Annotated in this window: 16 protein-coding genes; 14 read left to right on the forward strand and 2 right to left on the reverse strand. The window is 52.6% G+C overall.

The genetic code is table 11. The features are described 5' to 3' along the window. Nucleotides 1-38: 38 nt before the first annotated feature. From ACAW75_RS04995 to ACAW75_RS05045, 11 genes are all read left to right on the forward strand, one after another. Complete coding sequence (locus tag ACAW75_RS04995; protein ID WP_370727577.1) at nucleotides 39-1,598, forward strand: sensor histidine kinase; 1,560 nt, start codon at nucleotides 39-41, stop codon at nucleotides 1,596-1,598. Further along, a complete protein-coding gene (locus ACAW75_RS05000) occupies nucleotides 1,576-2,250 on the forward strand; it encodes a response regulator transcription factor (protein WP_502918599.1) in 675 nt (224 codons plus the stop codon). The genes ACAW75_RS04995 and ACAW75_RS05000 overlap by 23 nt, the downstream gene beginning before the upstream one ends. Before the next feature lie 196 nt (nucleotides 2,251-2,446). Next, entirely contained in the window at nucleotides 2,447-3,001 is a 555-nt protein-coding gene (locus ACAW75_RS05005; RefSeq protein WP_370727578.1) for a DUF4890 domain-containing protein, read from the forward strand. Nucleotides 3,002-3,195: 194 nt separating this feature from the next. Continuing rightward, entirely contained in the window at nucleotides 3,196-3,831 is a 636-nt protein-coding gene (locus ACAW75_RS05010; protein WP_370727579.1) for a peroxiredoxin, read from the forward strand. A 97-nt stretch (nucleotides 3,832-3,928) separates the two neighbouring features. Further along, the gene (locus ACAW75_RS05015) at nucleotides 3,929-4,168 is read left to right on the forward strand and encodes a hypothetical protein (protein ID WP_370727580.1); all 240 of its coding nucleotides are present in this window, start codon (nucleotides 3,929-3,931) and stop codon (nucleotides 4,166-4,168) included. 304 nt (nucleotides 4,169-4,472) lie between these two features. After that, nucleotides 4,473-5,135: a glycoside hydrolase family 25 protein gene (locus ACAW75_RS05020; RefSeq protein ID WP_370727581.1), complete on the forward strand. Its 663-nt coding sequence runs from the start codon at nucleotides 4,473-4,475 to the stop codon at nucleotides 5,133-5,135. Nucleotides 5,136-5,147: 12 nt separating this feature from the next. Next, a complete protein-coding gene (locus ACAW75_RS05025; protein ID WP_370727582.1) occupies nucleotides 5,148-5,999 on the forward strand; it encodes an SMP-30/gluconolactonase/LRE family protein in 852 nt (283 codons plus the stop codon). Nucleotides 6,000-6,037: 38 nt separating this feature from the next. Beyond that, the gene (pgi, locus tag ACAW75_RS05030) at nucleotides 6,038-7,687 is read left to right on the forward strand and encodes a glucose-6-phosphate isomerase (RefSeq protein ID WP_370727583.1); all 1,650 of its coding nucleotides are present in this window, start codon (nucleotides 6,038-6,040) and stop codon (nucleotides 7,685-7,687) included. 87 nt (nucleotides 7,688-7,774) lie between these two features. Continuing rightward, on the forward strand, nucleotides 7,775-8,929 hold the full coding sequence (locus ACAW75_RS05035; RefSeq protein WP_370727584.1) for a PorT family protein: 1,155 nt from the start codon (nucleotides 7,775-7,777) through the stop codon (nucleotides 8,927-8,929). Nucleotides 8,930-9,090: 161 nt separating this feature from the next. Further along, the gene (locus tag ACAW75_RS05040; protein WP_370727585.1) at nucleotides 9,091-9,999 is read left to right on the forward strand and encodes a hypothetical protein; all 909 of its coding nucleotides are present in this window, start codon (nucleotides 9,091-9,093) and stop codon (nucleotides 9,997-9,999) included. A 94-nt stretch (nucleotides 10,000-10,093) separates the two neighbouring features. Next, nucleotides 10,094-10,660, forward strand: a complete 567-nt coding sequence (locus tag ACAW75_RS05045; protein ID WP_370727586.1) for a precorrin-2 dehydrogenase/sirohydrochlorin ferrochelatase family protein — start codon at nucleotides 10,094-10,096, stop codon at nucleotides 10,658-10,660. Nucleotides 10,661-10,766: 106 nt separating this feature from the next. Here ACAW75_RS05045 and ACAW75_RS05050 read toward each other — a convergent pair whose 3' ends face one another. Together ACAW75_RS05050 and ACAW75_RS05055 are read right to left on the reverse strand one after the other, a co-directional pair. Then, nucleotides 10,767-11,159 (reverse strand): LytR/AlgR family response regulator transcription factor, encoded by a 393-nt coding sequence (locus ACAW75_RS05050; RefSeq protein WP_370727587.1) that lies wholly within the window; start codon nucleotides 11,157-11,159, stop codon nucleotides 10,767-10,769. A gap of 148 nt (nucleotides 11,160-11,307) precedes the next feature. After that, nucleotides 11,308-11,652, reverse strand: a complete 345-nt coding sequence (locus ACAW75_RS05055; RefSeq protein ID WP_370727588.1) for a hypothetical protein — start codon at nucleotides 11,650-11,652, stop codon at nucleotides 11,308-11,310. Nucleotides 11,653-11,716: 64 nt separating this feature from the next. Here ACAW75_RS05055 and ACAW75_RS05060 point away from each other — a divergent pair, with 64 nt between their 5' ends. From ACAW75_RS05060 to glgB, 3 genes are all read left to right on the forward strand, one after another. Next, nucleotides 11,717-12,175 (forward strand): OsmC family protein, encoded by a 459-nt coding sequence (locus ACAW75_RS05060; protein WP_370727589.1) that lies wholly within the window; start codon nucleotides 11,717-11,719, stop codon nucleotides 12,173-12,175. Between the two features lie 149 nt (nucleotides 12,176-12,324). Continuing rightward, nucleotides 12,325-12,498, forward strand: a complete 174-nt coding sequence (locus ACAW75_RS05065) for a hypothetical protein (protein WP_370727590.1) — start codon at nucleotides 12,325-12,327, stop codon at nucleotides 12,496-12,498. 137 nt (nucleotides 12,499-12,635) lie between these two features. Further along, nucleotides 12,636-14,624 carry a 1,4-alpha-glucan branching protein GlgB gene (gene glgB / locus ACAW75_RS05070; RefSeq protein ID WP_370727591.1) on the forward strand — a complete coding sequence of 663 codons (1,989 nt, stop codon included), beginning with the start codon at nucleotides 12,636-12,638 and terminating at the stop codon, nucleotides 14,622-14,624. Nucleotides 14,625-14,817 lie beyond the last annotated feature (193 nt).

A 14,817-nucleotide genomic window follows, 5' to 3' on the forward strand; every position in this document is an offset into this window, starting at 1 on the left:
TTAGTTTTACTGCTAACAACGCGTCCAGCTAGAAGCCAGTGCCCGTTTTACTCAACGACCATCCCGACTTATCGCCTGCCAGCCCTACACAAGCGGAGCCTATCCGGCTCACCCGCCTGTACACAGCTACGCTGCTTGGCCTAGCCCTGCTGTTAACGATAGCTGAAGTGATTACACAGTGGCAAATTGATAAGTTCCAGGACGAGTTATCGGTTATTCGTTATACGGCTATTCAACGGCACCAGAGCCAGCAAATTGCCAAAAAAGCCATTCAACTAGCCGACACCCACGACTCGCTCACCTTTCGGGCCATCCAACGCGAATTGGGCACCCTTTTTCGGGTTGTCGAGCAGTTGCATCTCGACGGGCGGCGTGGCGTATTGCGGGATTCAACCGGGCAGCGCTCAACCCGAATTATTGAGAACAGTTCTGAGGTGGAGCTACGCTACGCTAATGTGAAGCCCCATTTCGAAGCCTTGCAGGTCAGCATTCGCCAACTGAGCGCGCTTAGCGGACCCGAACAAATGAAGCGGCCTGCCGCACAGGCCAGCTTGAACCTACTGCTCGCCAACGAAACGCCTTTCCTGGAAAAAGTTGATCTGGTTGTTCGGCAACACACCGCTGAACTCCGCCAGAATCTAAACAGGCTTCAACGGGTTGAGTTATGGCTGCACTTGCTGACGCTCTGTATGCTTGCCGCTATCGCTTACTTTGTGTACCGGCCTGCAGCCCGTCGGTTACGGCAAACGATAGACCGGCTGGTGGCCGCCGAAAAACGTACCACCGATGTAAACCGGAAATTAACCAGTACCAATAAATCGTTGAAAAAAGCGCGCCAACAGCTTTTCGACGCCACAAAACTTCAGTTCCAGCAGCAGATCAACGAGCAGAAATCACGGACCGCTTATTTGATGGCCGGGCAGGAAGAAGAGCGCAAACGCCTCTCGCGTGAACTGCACGATGGCCTGGGGCAGATGTTGACGGCCATTAAGCTACAGGTTGAAGGACTGGAGACCCGGTTGACGAATGAGGGAGTCACCACCGCAAACTTATCGCCGCTCAAAACGTTAATAACGCAGACGATCCAGGAAACCAGGTCAATCTCAAACAACCTGATGCCCAGCGTACTAAGTGACTTTGGGCTAATTCCGGGATTACGCATGCTGGTCGATAGTCACAACCGCCCGGACAATGAATCGGCGCATCAGCTGAGGGTCACCCTGGAGGCCGATGAATGGCTTGCCGATACGACCCATCGGCTCGATAAAACAATTGAGATTACTCTATACCGCGTGTCTCAGGAAGCCGTCACCAACGCCATTCGACACGGTAAAGCCACCCGGATTGACATTCAACTGTTTGAAAAAGATCAATACCTTCACCTAACCGTCACGGATAACGGAGCGGGCTTCAAGACGCAACGGTTATTAAAAGAACCACATGGTCAAGGGGTACACAATATCCATGAGCGTATAAAACTGCTGAATGGTATCTTCAAATTAACCTCAACTCCAGGTAAAGGCACTAAACTGAAAGTCAGTATTCCCTACCACTCTCATTTGATATCTCACGATTATGATCAAACTAATGCTAGTTGACGACCATGCCATTGTGCGTGACGGCGTCCGTTTATTACTTGAACAAAATGATGGACTAACCATCATTGATGAGGCCAATGATGGCGAAGAAGCGCTTGATAAACTGAAAGCGCATCAGGCAGCTAACACGTTGCCCGATGTGGTGTTGCTCGATATTTCCCTACCGGGCATGTCAGGCATTCAGGCGGCACAGCATATCACACGGCTAAACAAAAACATTCGGGTGCTCATGCTGTCGATGCACAATAATGAAGACTATATCCTGCGCGCTGTTGAAGCCGGTGCGATTGGCTATATTCTGAAAGATTCGTCGAGCGATGAAATGATCAAGGCCATCAAAACAGTGGCAGCGGGCGAAAAATACTTTAGTTCGCCAGTAGCCACGATCATTCTGAATGGCTATATGCAGCAGATGCGTAAAGATCCGGGCAGTACCGCCGGTGCTGGCAAAGCACGCCGGTCGAAGCTGTCGAAAAAAGAAAAGGAAATTCTAAGCCACCTGATCGAAGGCCTAAGCAGCCGACTGATCGCCGAAAAGCTGCAACTCAGCGTACGCACGGTCGATAACCACCGGGCCAACATGATGCGCCGGTTACAGGTACGCAACGCCGCTGAGCTGGTTCGCATGGCCGTCGAGGAAAAGCTTGTCTGACCGACGCCTACCTCGACCTATCCCCGGCTGATAGACAGGCCGTTGCAGGTCATGATCGGCTAGGTTGATCTGTACGCAGACAATGCACCGATCGGGTTAAATTCTTGATTAAAACAGAAGCCATAAGGCTCGGGTACGTTGGCGTTTCAAGCGAACATTCCCGAACTTTATGGCTTCATCTAGTTTAACGTTCGCCATGCGCATTTCCTGGTTCCTGACATCGGCTACGACAGCCGCCTGTTTTCTTCTGGTAGTTACCTCCTGTTTTGGCCAATACGGAGGCGGGTATGGAGGTGGATATGGCGGTGGTTACGGAAGCGGCATGGGCCGTGGGATGAACAGCAATATGGGCGGGGCCAATTTTAAACCGTCCATACCTAACGTGGCAGGCGAGATGGCCGCCCGCGAAACAAAATGGATGAAGGAAAACCTGAATCTGGACAAGGACCAGGCAAAGGCCATAAAATCGCTCAACAACGATTACGCCAAATTGCAGCAGGAGGCCATTAAAGAAATTGTCGGTTCAGACGGTGGTAAGGGCAAGTCGAATCCGGATGCCAACAAGCAGATTCACGATGCCATGATGATGTACAATGAGGAAAAGGAAGATAAGTTCAAGGCCATACTAACGCCTGAACAATGGGTGACCTACCAGACAAAAAAACCTGATATGCAGCGCGAAATCGGCGGTGTCAGGCCACCCGCCCCCAAGGGCATGATCAAAGACTCCACCACGACTGCCAAACAATAAAACCTGTTGCAGGGGCTCAGGAACGTACCCAGATCCTTACGCGTGCAGCCACCTGCTGCTGACCGATCTGGAACCCTTTCAGCAACTCGTGTTGTTAACCAGTCATCTTGCGAAGCCGGCCATTCAGCCGGTTTTTCAGTTTATATATTACTCTATTAAGTCAATCGAATAACAACACTAATCCTTTTTCAACCATGTCACTTCGACTAGGCGATATCGCCCCTGATTTTACGGCCAATACAACTGAAGGTCCAATTCACTTCCACGAGTGGTTGGGTAACTCGTGGGGAATGATTTTCTCCCACCCTGCCGATTTCACGCCCGTTTGCACCACCGAATTAGGGCGCACTGCCCAATTGAGCGATGAGTTTGCCAAGCGCGGCGTTAAAGTGGTTGCGGTCAGCGTTGATCCGCTCGAGCAGCACAACGAATGGGTGAAGGATATCAACGAGGTGAATAACACCACGGTGAATTTTCCGCTCATTGCCGATGAGAACCGCGAGGTGGCCACGCTCTACGATATGATTCACCCCAACGCCAGCGAAAAAGCAACGGTCCGGTCGGTGTTTATTATCGGGCCCGACAAGAAGATCAAACTGACACTAACGTACCCAGCGTCAACGGGTCGGAATTTCTTCGAGATCCTGCGTGTGATCGACTCGCTGCAATTAACGGCCAACTACTCAGTGGCCACCCCCGCCGACTGGCAGGAAGGTGAAGACGTTATTGTGACGCCTGCTGTACCCAACGACCAGCTCGAAGAGAAATTCCCGAAAGGCGTCACGTTTGTGAAACCCTATCTGCGGAAGACGCCCCAACCTAATAAATAACCGTTGGGGAAACTGTGGCCGTAACCCGGTATTCTAAAAACCTTTGGCGTTTATTACGGTTTGAGAGTACGTACTACATACAAAACAACTCAACGATATGCCAAAGAATCTGAATCCCCAGCACGATGAAGGCCCAGTGGCCGAAGCTATTGAACAACAAACCGCCAAGCTCCCTTCCGATCTTTTTCTGTGGGGCGGCATGGGCGCACTGGCCACTGCTGCCGCCTGTTATGCCACTGGTAAACGGCACGAAGCCTTGCTGGTTGGTCAGTGGGCAGCCCCTATCCTGATCCTGGGCCTGTATAACAAGCTCGTGAAACTGGAAGGGTCAAATTAAAAAAGGTTTCAAGTTTCAGGTTTAGAGTTTCAAGTGCGCTGCTTATTGACCAGTCTTCTATAAGCAGCGCACTTGAAACTCTAAACCTGAAACTCGAAACCTTTTCCAAAAATGGCAGCGGCAACGTCTTCAGACGTTGCCGCTGCCATTTTTGTATGTTTGCAGGCCCAGTCTCTCACTGCCTATGAAGTCACTGGTTCTGCTCCGGGTTGTTTATCACCAGTAAAAACGATTAATCTGGTTACTCGCGGGCGCACTGGCAGTGGGTTTGCTGATCTGGCGGTTGACGCGTCCCGCCGACGTCATGGCATGGCGGTTTATCGACGGCTACGGCATCAAATTCCCAACCCGGTTCACGGTGCATGGCTTCGATGTGTCCCGGCACAACAACCGGATTAATTGGGACAGGGTGGCGGCCATGAACGACGGGGGCATTCGGATGCAGTTTGTCTTTATTAAGGCCACCGAAGGAGCTACCCTCGGCGACCCGACCTTTACCAAAAACTGGAAAGAGGCCAAACGGGTCGGATTACGGCGGGGCGCCTATCATTTCTATCACCCTACGCGTGACCCGATCAAACAGGCAGCCAACTTTATCAAGCGCGTTTCACTTCAGCCGGGAGACCTCCATCCTGTGCTTGATTTTGAAGTGACCAATGGGGTTGCCGACGAGAAGGTTATCGCCGACCTGCACCTCTTTCTCGACGCGCTGGAGGCAGAATACAATGTCCGCCCCATTATTTATACAAACCCCAGCCTCTATAAGCGGTTTATCAAAGACAATTTCGAGGTGTACCCCCTCTGGATCGCCGATTACTCGAAAACCAACCTGGCCCGTTATGATTCGGATAAACTGTATATCTGGCAGCACAACAAAAGCGGATGGGTCAAGGGGATTCGCGGTTTTGTAGACCTGAACACCTTCGTCATGGAGCCCGAACGGCTGGAGGAACTTTGTATTGACTAATCACTAAAGCGCATGCATATCAGCTCTTTTTTTGCAGGTAACCTGCAACTGGGCGAAGGAATTTTCGTCGATCAACGGCACAACCATGTCTGGTGGGTCGACATTCTGGAACGGCGGGTGTACCGATCCCACGCCGACGGAACCGATTTACATACCTGGCAAACGCCGGAACTTGTCGGATTTGTGCTGCCCCACCCCGATGGTGAGCGCTACTGGCTTGGTTTGCAGTCGGGGCCCCATGCAGCCTACCTGCGCGAGCTACAGCCACCTGATCTCCAACGCCTGGGTACGGCGGTTAACACGACCTCGCCGCAAATCAGAGTGAACGATGGCAGCCTCTCCGTCGATGGACAGTCACTGTTTGTTACCACGATGGACATGGATGCAGCCCAGCCCGTAGGTCGGCTCCTCTGTTACGATCTGTCGGGCAGCGTCATGGATCTGTTGGCCAATTTCATTATTGGCAATGGGCCGGCGGTTGCGTCTGACCGTCCGGTTGTTTACGTGGCCGAATCGGAAGGGCACGCTGGCCGGGCCAAAGGCGTGTATGCGGTCGATCTTCAGGCACAGTCACCAACCGAAAAAAGGCTAATCGAATGGCCCTACGAAGGGTCTCCCGACGGTGTGTCTATGGGTGCTGCAGGTACGTTGTGGGTAGGTACGTATGGGGGAAATCACATTCGCCAGTTCACGCCAGCGGGCCAGCTAATCCGCACCATCGAGCTACCCGCCCTGAATGTGACAAAGGTGGCGGCGGTTGGTAATCAACTTTATGTGACATCGGCAGCTACCGGTGTTTCGGAGGCCCAACGCCACCAGTATCCGCTAACAGGACACGTACTGGTGATTGATAGCGTAGAATAAACGTCGATATTCGCACTGCTTTTTAATTGACTACAACCATGTTGACCAATCATCCTTTTCGGGCCCTCCCTGCCTACACCCAACTGAAAGCCCATTTCGACGCAACGGAATCGACTCACCTGCGCGATCTGTTTGCCGAAAACCCGGACCGATTCAACCAGTTCTCGCTTCGTTTCGAGGATATGCTCGTTGACTTCTCGAAGAACCGTGTGACCACCGAAACAATGGACCTGCTCCGCAAGCTGGCAGAACAGGCCGGCCTTCGCGACGCTATTGGCAAGATGTTCTCGGGCGATAAGATCAACGGAACCGAAGACCGGCCTGTACTACACATAGCGCTGCGTAACCGGTCAAACACACCGATTCGGGTTGATGGCGATGATGTGATGCCCGGCGTAAATGCGGTACTCGACCACATGCGTGATTTTTCGGAACAGCTCGGCACGGGTGCGTGGAAAGGCCATACGGGTGAGGCCATTACCGACATCGTGAACATCGGCATCGGTGGATCAGATTTAGGGCCGGTCATGGTAACCGAAGCGCTGAAACCCTACGCACGACCAAACATCCGGGTTCATTTCGTTTCTAACGTAGACGGCGTCCATATCTATGAGACCCTGCAACAGGTACGTCCCGAAACTACCCTGTTCATGATTGCCTCGAAGACCTTTACGACACAGGAGACAATGGCCAATGCCAACTCGGCGCGGGATTGGTTTCTGGAGCATGGCGGCACAACAGAAGGAATTGCCCGGCATTTTGTCGCTATTTCTACAAACGAGAAAGCAGTGACGGCTTTTGGCATTGATGCGGCCAACATGTTTGGATTCTGGGACTGGGTGGGCGGTCGTTATTCGCTTTGGTCGGCCATTGGCCTCTCGATCGCGTGCTACATTGGCTTCGACCATTTTGCAGAGTTACTGGCTGGTGGTCACGTCATGGATAATCACTTCCGCGACACGCCGCTGGCGCAGAACATTCCGGTAACACTTGCCCTGCTGGGCATCTGGTACAATAATTTTTACGGGGCTCAGTCGCAGGCCATTTTACCGTACGATCAATATATGCACCGGTTCGCGGCCTATTTTCAGCAGGGTGACATGGAAAGTAATGGCAAATCAGTGGACCGAAATGGCAATCCTACTGACTACCAGACCGGGCCCATCATCTGGGGCGAGCCCGGTACGAATGGGCAACACGCTTTCTACCAGCTCATTCACCAGGGCACTAAACTAATTCCCTGCGACTTCATCGCCCCTGCCATCAGCCACCGCCCCCTGGGGAATCATCACACGCTGTTGCTCTCTAATTTCTTTGCGCAGACAGAGGCGCTGATGAACGGCAAAACAGAGGAAGAAGCAGCGGATGAGTTGCAAAAAGCGGGAAGATCGGCCGACGAAATCGCGCAGATTGCCCCATTTAAAGCGTTTTCGGGCAACCGGCCTACCAACTCATTCCTGCTTAAACAACTAACTCCCAGAGCCCTGGGAAGTCTGATTGCTATGTATGAGCATAAGATTTTTACGCAGGGTGTTATCTGGAATATCTTCAGCTTCGACCAGTGGGGTGTTGAGCTGGGCAAACAGCTGGCCAGTAAAATCCTGCCCGAGCTGGAGACAGATACTGCCGTTACCTCGCACGACAGTTCGACCAACGGACTGATAAATGCCTACAAGCAAATGCGGTAGCTACTAAACAATCTAATAATTCTATAGGTTAAAGAGGCGTGACTTACATCACGCCTTTTTTAGTGTCCAACAAAAAACGTTATGAAGATGAACAAGGTACTTTTTGCTGTCGGCTTACTGTCGGCAGGCATGGCAGTTGGCCAGAGTCAGACGACCAGAACGTCGTCGACAACGACGAGCACGTCGAACTACAATACGTCGAATACAAACAACGAGAACAGCCGGAACGCCACTATGGGAACAAACAGTAGCACTGACCGGCCCATGTCGACCACAACGAATCCCAACAACCGGACAGGCTCGTCAACGGGCATGGGTACATCGGGCATGTCAACGGGTTCATACAGCAACTCATCGACCAACGGCAGTTACAACAGCATGGGTAACTCGGGGATGACCACAGGTACGTATAGTGGTTCTTCCGCATCGGGTAATTACAACAGCAATTCTGGCTACGGGTCATCAACGACAACCCCACAGAACAGTGGTAGCTACAATACCAATAGCCCATATAACGGGTCGACCACAACACCATCGGCTACGGGCAGTTACAACACAAACAGTGTAGGTACAGGTACGTCGGCTACTACACCAACGGCTACTGATTACAACTCATCAGCCAACACGGGCTCGACGGTCACGACCAACAGCACCTATTCTACCGGAACAGCCACCACGCGCCCTTACCGCACAAAGGATTATAAAAACTTTGCCTACGGCATTTACGCTGGCTTGAACTCGACACGTTTCCGCGGCGAAAGCATCGATACAGAGAATCCATCGGGGCGGATAGGCTATCAGGCCGGTTTCTTTGTACGGGGCGGAGGCCGCCTGTACGGGCAGATTGGTGCTGAATATTTTGCTTCCAGCTCGAACTATTTCCGTCCTGGAGACGGGCAGTCGGCCGCTGCTATTCGGGATCAGATCAACATCCAGTATGTCCAGATTCCAGTTTACATTGGCTTCAAACTAACCGAGTCTGATCGGGGAATTTCGGCCATTCGCTTACAGGTAGGTGCTGAATATGCTAACCGGATCAGTTCATCGAGCGGGCAGTTCAACCTGAGCAACTCTGAAATTAAAAGCGGTTCTTTCAACGCCCTGGGGCAGTTAGGTTTCGATATTGGTCCGTTCCTGATCGACCTGACTTATCACCATGGCCTGAGCGATGCGGTACAGATCAATACGTTCCAGGGATCATCACGCCGTATTCTTAGCGCCAGCGTTGGCTTCAAATTCTAGAACGCAGTCTAGAGGAGTGCGCCGTCTATAAACAGGACGGCTATGAGGGTCGCCCCAAATGGGGTGACCCTTTTTATTTCTATAGACTCAGTAGATAAATCTGCAAACAATCTGTCAAAAGCACCGGTTGTCAAACTGTAGTATATTAACTCAACAACGTTATGAAAAAGCAAGTACGGGCCATTGCCCTGGTAGCCTTCTCCATAGGAGCCAGTATGCTGGGAGCCTCCACCGCGCTGGCACAGCGCTATGACGATAACCGGGTAGACGATCGGCGGCGGGTAGACGACCAGTATGATCGGCGCGACGACCGGCGGGATGATCGATTCGATGATCGCGACCGGCAGCTGCGCGATCGGGACCTACGCCGAACCGACAGCCGGTCTGGCACTGAGTATCGCGACAGAAATGCTGGTCGGCAGTATAGCCTTGACGATCTGAGCAAGGCTTACGATGAAGGATTTGATGACGGGCAGAAGTCGCAGGAAAAGCAGACCAGACAGACGCACCGCGAAAACTACAAGAACTTCACCTTCGGCATTTATGGCGGTGCCAATTCGACTCGTTTTCAGGGTGAAGCTATCGATGCCAACGGTAACGCTACCGGGCTGGCTGGCCGGCTGGGTTATCAGCTCGGTTTCTTCGTGCGGGGAGGCGGAAGGCTGTACGGCCAGATCGGCGCTGAGTATTTAACGTCCAGTTCTGAATTTTACCGGGCGGGCGATGGCAGCACCGTGAAAGATATTACGTCGAATGTCGACCAGCAGTACCTGCACGTACCTGCCTATGTAGGCATCAAGCTGGCCCAGTCTGAACGGGGTGTATCGGGCATTCGCCTGCAGGTTGGCGCCGAGTTTGCGACGCCACTGGCCGGTAACAACAGCGTGCTGAACCTGCAACGCAGTGATTTCAACGACGCCACGCTGAACGGTCTGGCCAACATCGGTTTCGACGCCGGTCCGCTTTTCCTCGACTTTGTGTATCACCACGGCTTCCAGAATGTGCTGCGCGACAACACCTCCAATTCGCAGCGTCGCATTCTGGGGGTGAACCTGGGCTTCAAGTTTTAAGCCTCAGCCAGGATTACAATAGACAACGGCAGTAAACTGAAAACCCAAAACGGGGGTTCAACAGGCACAGAGATCTGTTGAACCCCCGTTTTGTATGAATACGCTCTTCCCCATTTTTGTTAAGCTCGATCAGCTACAGACGCTCATTGTGGGCGGTGGGTACGTTGGTCTGGAGAAGCTGACGGCTGTGCTGGCCAATTCGCCCGACGCCCCCGTTACGCTGGTGGCTCCAGCCATTCGCGCTGAGATTCACGAGCTTGCCGCGCAACACCCGGCCGTTACACTAGTGTCAGGTACGTATCAGCCCGAACTACTGGCCAACAAAGATCTGGTGATCGTTGGCACCAACGACAAAGCCGTGAATCAACAGGTTCAGCTCGATTGCAAGGCCCGCAAAATTCTGGTCAACGTAGCCGACACGCCCCCACTCTGTGATTTTTATTTGAGTTCGGTCGTAAAAAAAGGCGACCTAAAGATCGCCATTTCAACAAACGGTAAGTCGCCCACCTTCGCCAAGCGGTTTCGGGAGGTACTGGAAGAGATGCTCCCCGACACGTTGCAGGAAACCCTCGATAACCTCACCGCTATCCGAAAGCAGCTAACCGGTGATTTTCAGGCCAAAATGGATCGGCTCAATGAGATAACAAAGGTCTTGAAATGATCTGTTCGTCTGCGGCACTATCAATAGAGACCATTCGCCGCAAGCCAATGATGCACTCCCTACTGGTAGCGGAACAACCACTTCATGCCCTTCGCTCACCGATTGTTTAATTCGTATAGCTATCGACCATGCGCTTGATGGTGGTCCAGCGGCGGCGTGAAATGGAGAGGCGCTCACCCGTAGTGAGCACGACATAGGCGCCGGTCTGGTCGCGCTCGACATCTAAGATATAGCGGGCATTGACCAGGCAATTGCGGTGAAGCCGGAAGAAGAATTGATTGGGTAGCTTCGGCTCGTAGAATTTCAGGGTACGTGGCATGAGCATCCGTTTCCCATCTTTCCAGTTGAGCCAGGTATAATTAGTCTCAGACTGAAGGTAAACAAGGTTGACAACGGGAAAAGACTGTTGGCCACATTCGCGCTGATAGAGGCGCAGCGTAGGCCACTCGTCGAAACCGGTTCGATTGGCAGCCTGTGCCGAAGCTGTAGACGTAGTCATATTAGTTTTCAGTAATGTGAGTTGGTTAAATAGATGTGTCAAATCTATAGCGAACTTTAACTGAAAACTACTCTAACTACCGGTGTTGTAGGTTATTGAGGGTGATTGGTATGCAGACGTGCCTTGTTTGTATGCCAAAAGCAGCCAGTCAAAAGGCAAGCCAATTGGGAAGAGCAGGCGATTTGTGGCCCAGCACAACGAAGTAGATGAGGGCGGCCAGCACGCAATACCCAATGGCCAGCCATTTTTTCTTCTGCGTGAAGAGCACCGTGTTGTGGTGGTAGTCATACACCATCGAAGCGGTGAGCCCGGCAATCATCATAACGAACGAAAGAATACCAAGATCGGTCCGGTAGAAACGCAGAACAGCCAGCATAGGCGCTCCGGCCGTGACATAGAGCAGCCAGCAACCAAAACCCGCCCGGTACAGATAGACACTGAGGCGGGGGTCGTTCTTTAAGTCGAATAAGTCATTGGAAACTTTTTCGGACATGCGCTTTGTCTGTTTAATACATTGAAGATACATTCTTTTCTGATTGTGTCAAAACCAGTTAGCCATGAACACTCCCGATGCTACCGTGGTAGCCCCCACCTATAACACCATGACCGTTGATCTTGTCCGGGTCGACGACTCGTTTCATTTCGCCGCGACTGGCGTATCCAACGTTACCCTCGACATTGACGGCTCGGCCGAAATTGGCGGACACAATGCCGGGGCGCGGCCAATGGAGATGCTGTTGATGGGCCTGGCTGGTTGTAGTGCCATCGACGTAATCGTGATTCTGAACAAGCAAAAACAGGTGATCGACGATTTCCGAATCCAGGTACGTGGTCAGCGCGAAGACGGGGCCACACCAGCCCCTTTCAAACAGATTCACATCGAATACCGCCTGACAGGTTCGCTCGACGAAGCAAAAGTTCGCCGCGCCATTGAGCTGTCGATGGACAAGTATTGCTCAGCAACCGCCCAGCTACGACCAACCGCCGATATTTCCTGGTCGCTGGTGCTAAACTAGCATCCACGCACGCTATACGGCGAAGAGGTAACAGAGCTCTTACTGCGTTTACCGGCGGTGTAGGGTCGACTACCATAACCACCTGAAGTTAGCTCACTTTTCTGGTCCAGAATTTGTAGCTTGTTCGCCAAACAAACCAAGTTACTACCATGAAAAACCTGTTGATGGGCCTTGCCCTGGTTGCTACACTGTCGTCGGCTGCGTTTGCTGGCGATGCCGTCAAGGAGAAAAAAGCCAAGAAGGCAAAAGCTGAAAATTGCGAGAAAAAGTGTGAGAAGGGCACTGGCGGTCCTGCATGCTGCATGAAGAAAGCGCAGGCGTAGCCCGACTAACGTAGCGTCTGCAAGGCCCACTATGTACTTTGCCCGATCCGGCAATGTATGTAGTGGGCCTTTTGCGTTGGTTTTTGCTAACTTTCCCGCCCTTAACGAGTTCCTTTTCTAAGCACATTAATCAACCTATGGCGAAGCGCAAAACTACCGCAGCAGCGGAAAGTACCCCTACCCTACCGGAATCGTCCCCCTCCGAACAGCCTATTGAAACGCCTACCGGGGCTTATTCACGGTTTACAGACCTTGACATTCACCTGTTTCGGGAAGGGAAGCACGCCCGGCTTTACGAGAAATTCGGTTCGCACGTCGTCACCCACCAGGGTATTCAGGGAACGTATTTCGCCGTTTGGGCACCTTCTGCCAAGTATGTTTCCGTAATCGGTAATTTCAATGGCTGGGACCGTGGTAGTGCCCCCATGAATGTTCGCTGGGATTCGTCGGGTATCTGGGAAACGTTTGTGCCAAACATTGGCAACGGCGAAACATACAAGTACTTCATTGTGCACGAGGGCGGCAGAGAGCTCGAGAAAGGCGATCCGTATGCCCACCTTTGGGAAGTACCACCCCTTACGGCCTCCCGCGTCTGGGACACCTATTACGAATGGAACGACCATGACTGGATGGCCAGCCGGGCCGAAAAGAACGGGCTGAACAAGCCTGTGTCGACCTATGAAGTACACATGGCTTCGTGGAAACGCGACCCATCGGACCCTGCCCGTGAGCTTACCTACGACGAAATAGGCGACACGCTGGTGCCCTACGTACAGGAGATGGGGTTCACCCACGTGGAATTCATGCCCGTGATGCAGTACCCTTATGCGCCATCATGGGGGTATCAGGTAACGGGCTATTATGCGCCCAGCAGCCGGTTTGGGCACCCGCAGGACTTTATGCGGCTGGTTGAACGGCTTCACCAGGTGGGCATCGGCGTTATCCTCGACTGGGTACCGGCCCACTTCCCTGGCGATGCCCACGGCCTTTATGAATTCGACGGGTCGCACCTGTACGAACACCCCGATCCGCGCAAAGGCTACCACCCCGACTGGAAATCGTATATCTTCAACTACGGCCGGCCCGAGGTACGTTCCTTTCTGCTCAGTAATGCCATGTTCTGGCTCGATCGCTGCCATGTCGATGGCCTGCGAGTCGACGCCGTTGCCTCCATGTTGTACCTCGATTACTCACGAAATGCCGGCGAGTGGGAGCCTAACGTATTCGGTGGTCGCGAGAACCTGGACGCTATTTCCCTTTTCAAAGAGATCAACGAAGCCGTTTATCGGGAGTTTCCTGATATTCAGATGGTTGCCGAAGAGTCAACCGCTTTTCCGGGCGTGTCCCGCCCAATTTATACAGGGGGGCTGGGCTTTGGCATGAAGTGGATGATGGGCTGGATGAACGATACGCTTCGCTATTTCGAGCGGGAGCCGGTCAACCGGAAATACCATCAGAATGAACTGACATTCAGCACAATCTATGGATTCTCTGAAAACTATGTGCTGCCACTCTCGCACGATGAGGTCGTCTACGGTAAGCACTCGCTGGTGAGCAAAATGCCGGGCGATGAATGGCAGCGCTTTGCCAACCTGCGCCTGCTCTATACGTATATGTTTACCCATTTCGGCACCAAACTGCTGTTTATGGGCGGTGAATTCGGCCAAACGTCTGAATGGAATTTTGAGCAGAGTCTCGACTGGCACCTCCTCGACCATGCGCCCCACCAGGGTATGGCCGCCTGTGTGAAAGCCCTGAATCAGCTCTACCGCACCGAGCCTGCTCTGTATGAGCGTAGTTTCAGTGCCGACGGATTCCAATGGATCGACACCACCGACCACGAAAACAGCGTGGTGACGTATATGCGCCGGGGTGAGAAGCCCGAAGAAACGCTGATCGTTGCGCTGAATATGACACCAGTCCCTCGGCAGGGATACCGAATGGGTGTGCCGGCGAAAGGGTATTATGGCGAAATCTTCAACTCCGACAAGCCAGATTTTTACGGAAGCGGGTTACTGAATGCGGCACCGATCCAGACCGAGGATGCCCCCATGCATGGCCAGCCCTATTCGATGCCCGTCACGCTGCCACCGTTAGCTGGCGTAGTGCTAAAGTGGATTGAATAGGCAACGAATACACTACGATTTATACAATGTGGCGACCAGCAGGCTGGTTGCCACATTGTGTTATAGCCTTGATGATCGCGGTATGGTCTTTCCCAGTTTCTTTTGCACTGAATCACTACATGCACAGCTGCTCCCTTTGTTACCGATGAGGCTGCGGTAAGTTTTATAAACAACCAGCCAGCTTTGCGGCTTT

The sequence above is a fragment of the Fibrella arboris genome (assembly GCF_041321095.1).
Lineage (GTDB): Bacteria > Bacteroidota > Bacteroidia > Cytophagales > Spirosomataceae > Fibrella > Fibrella arboris.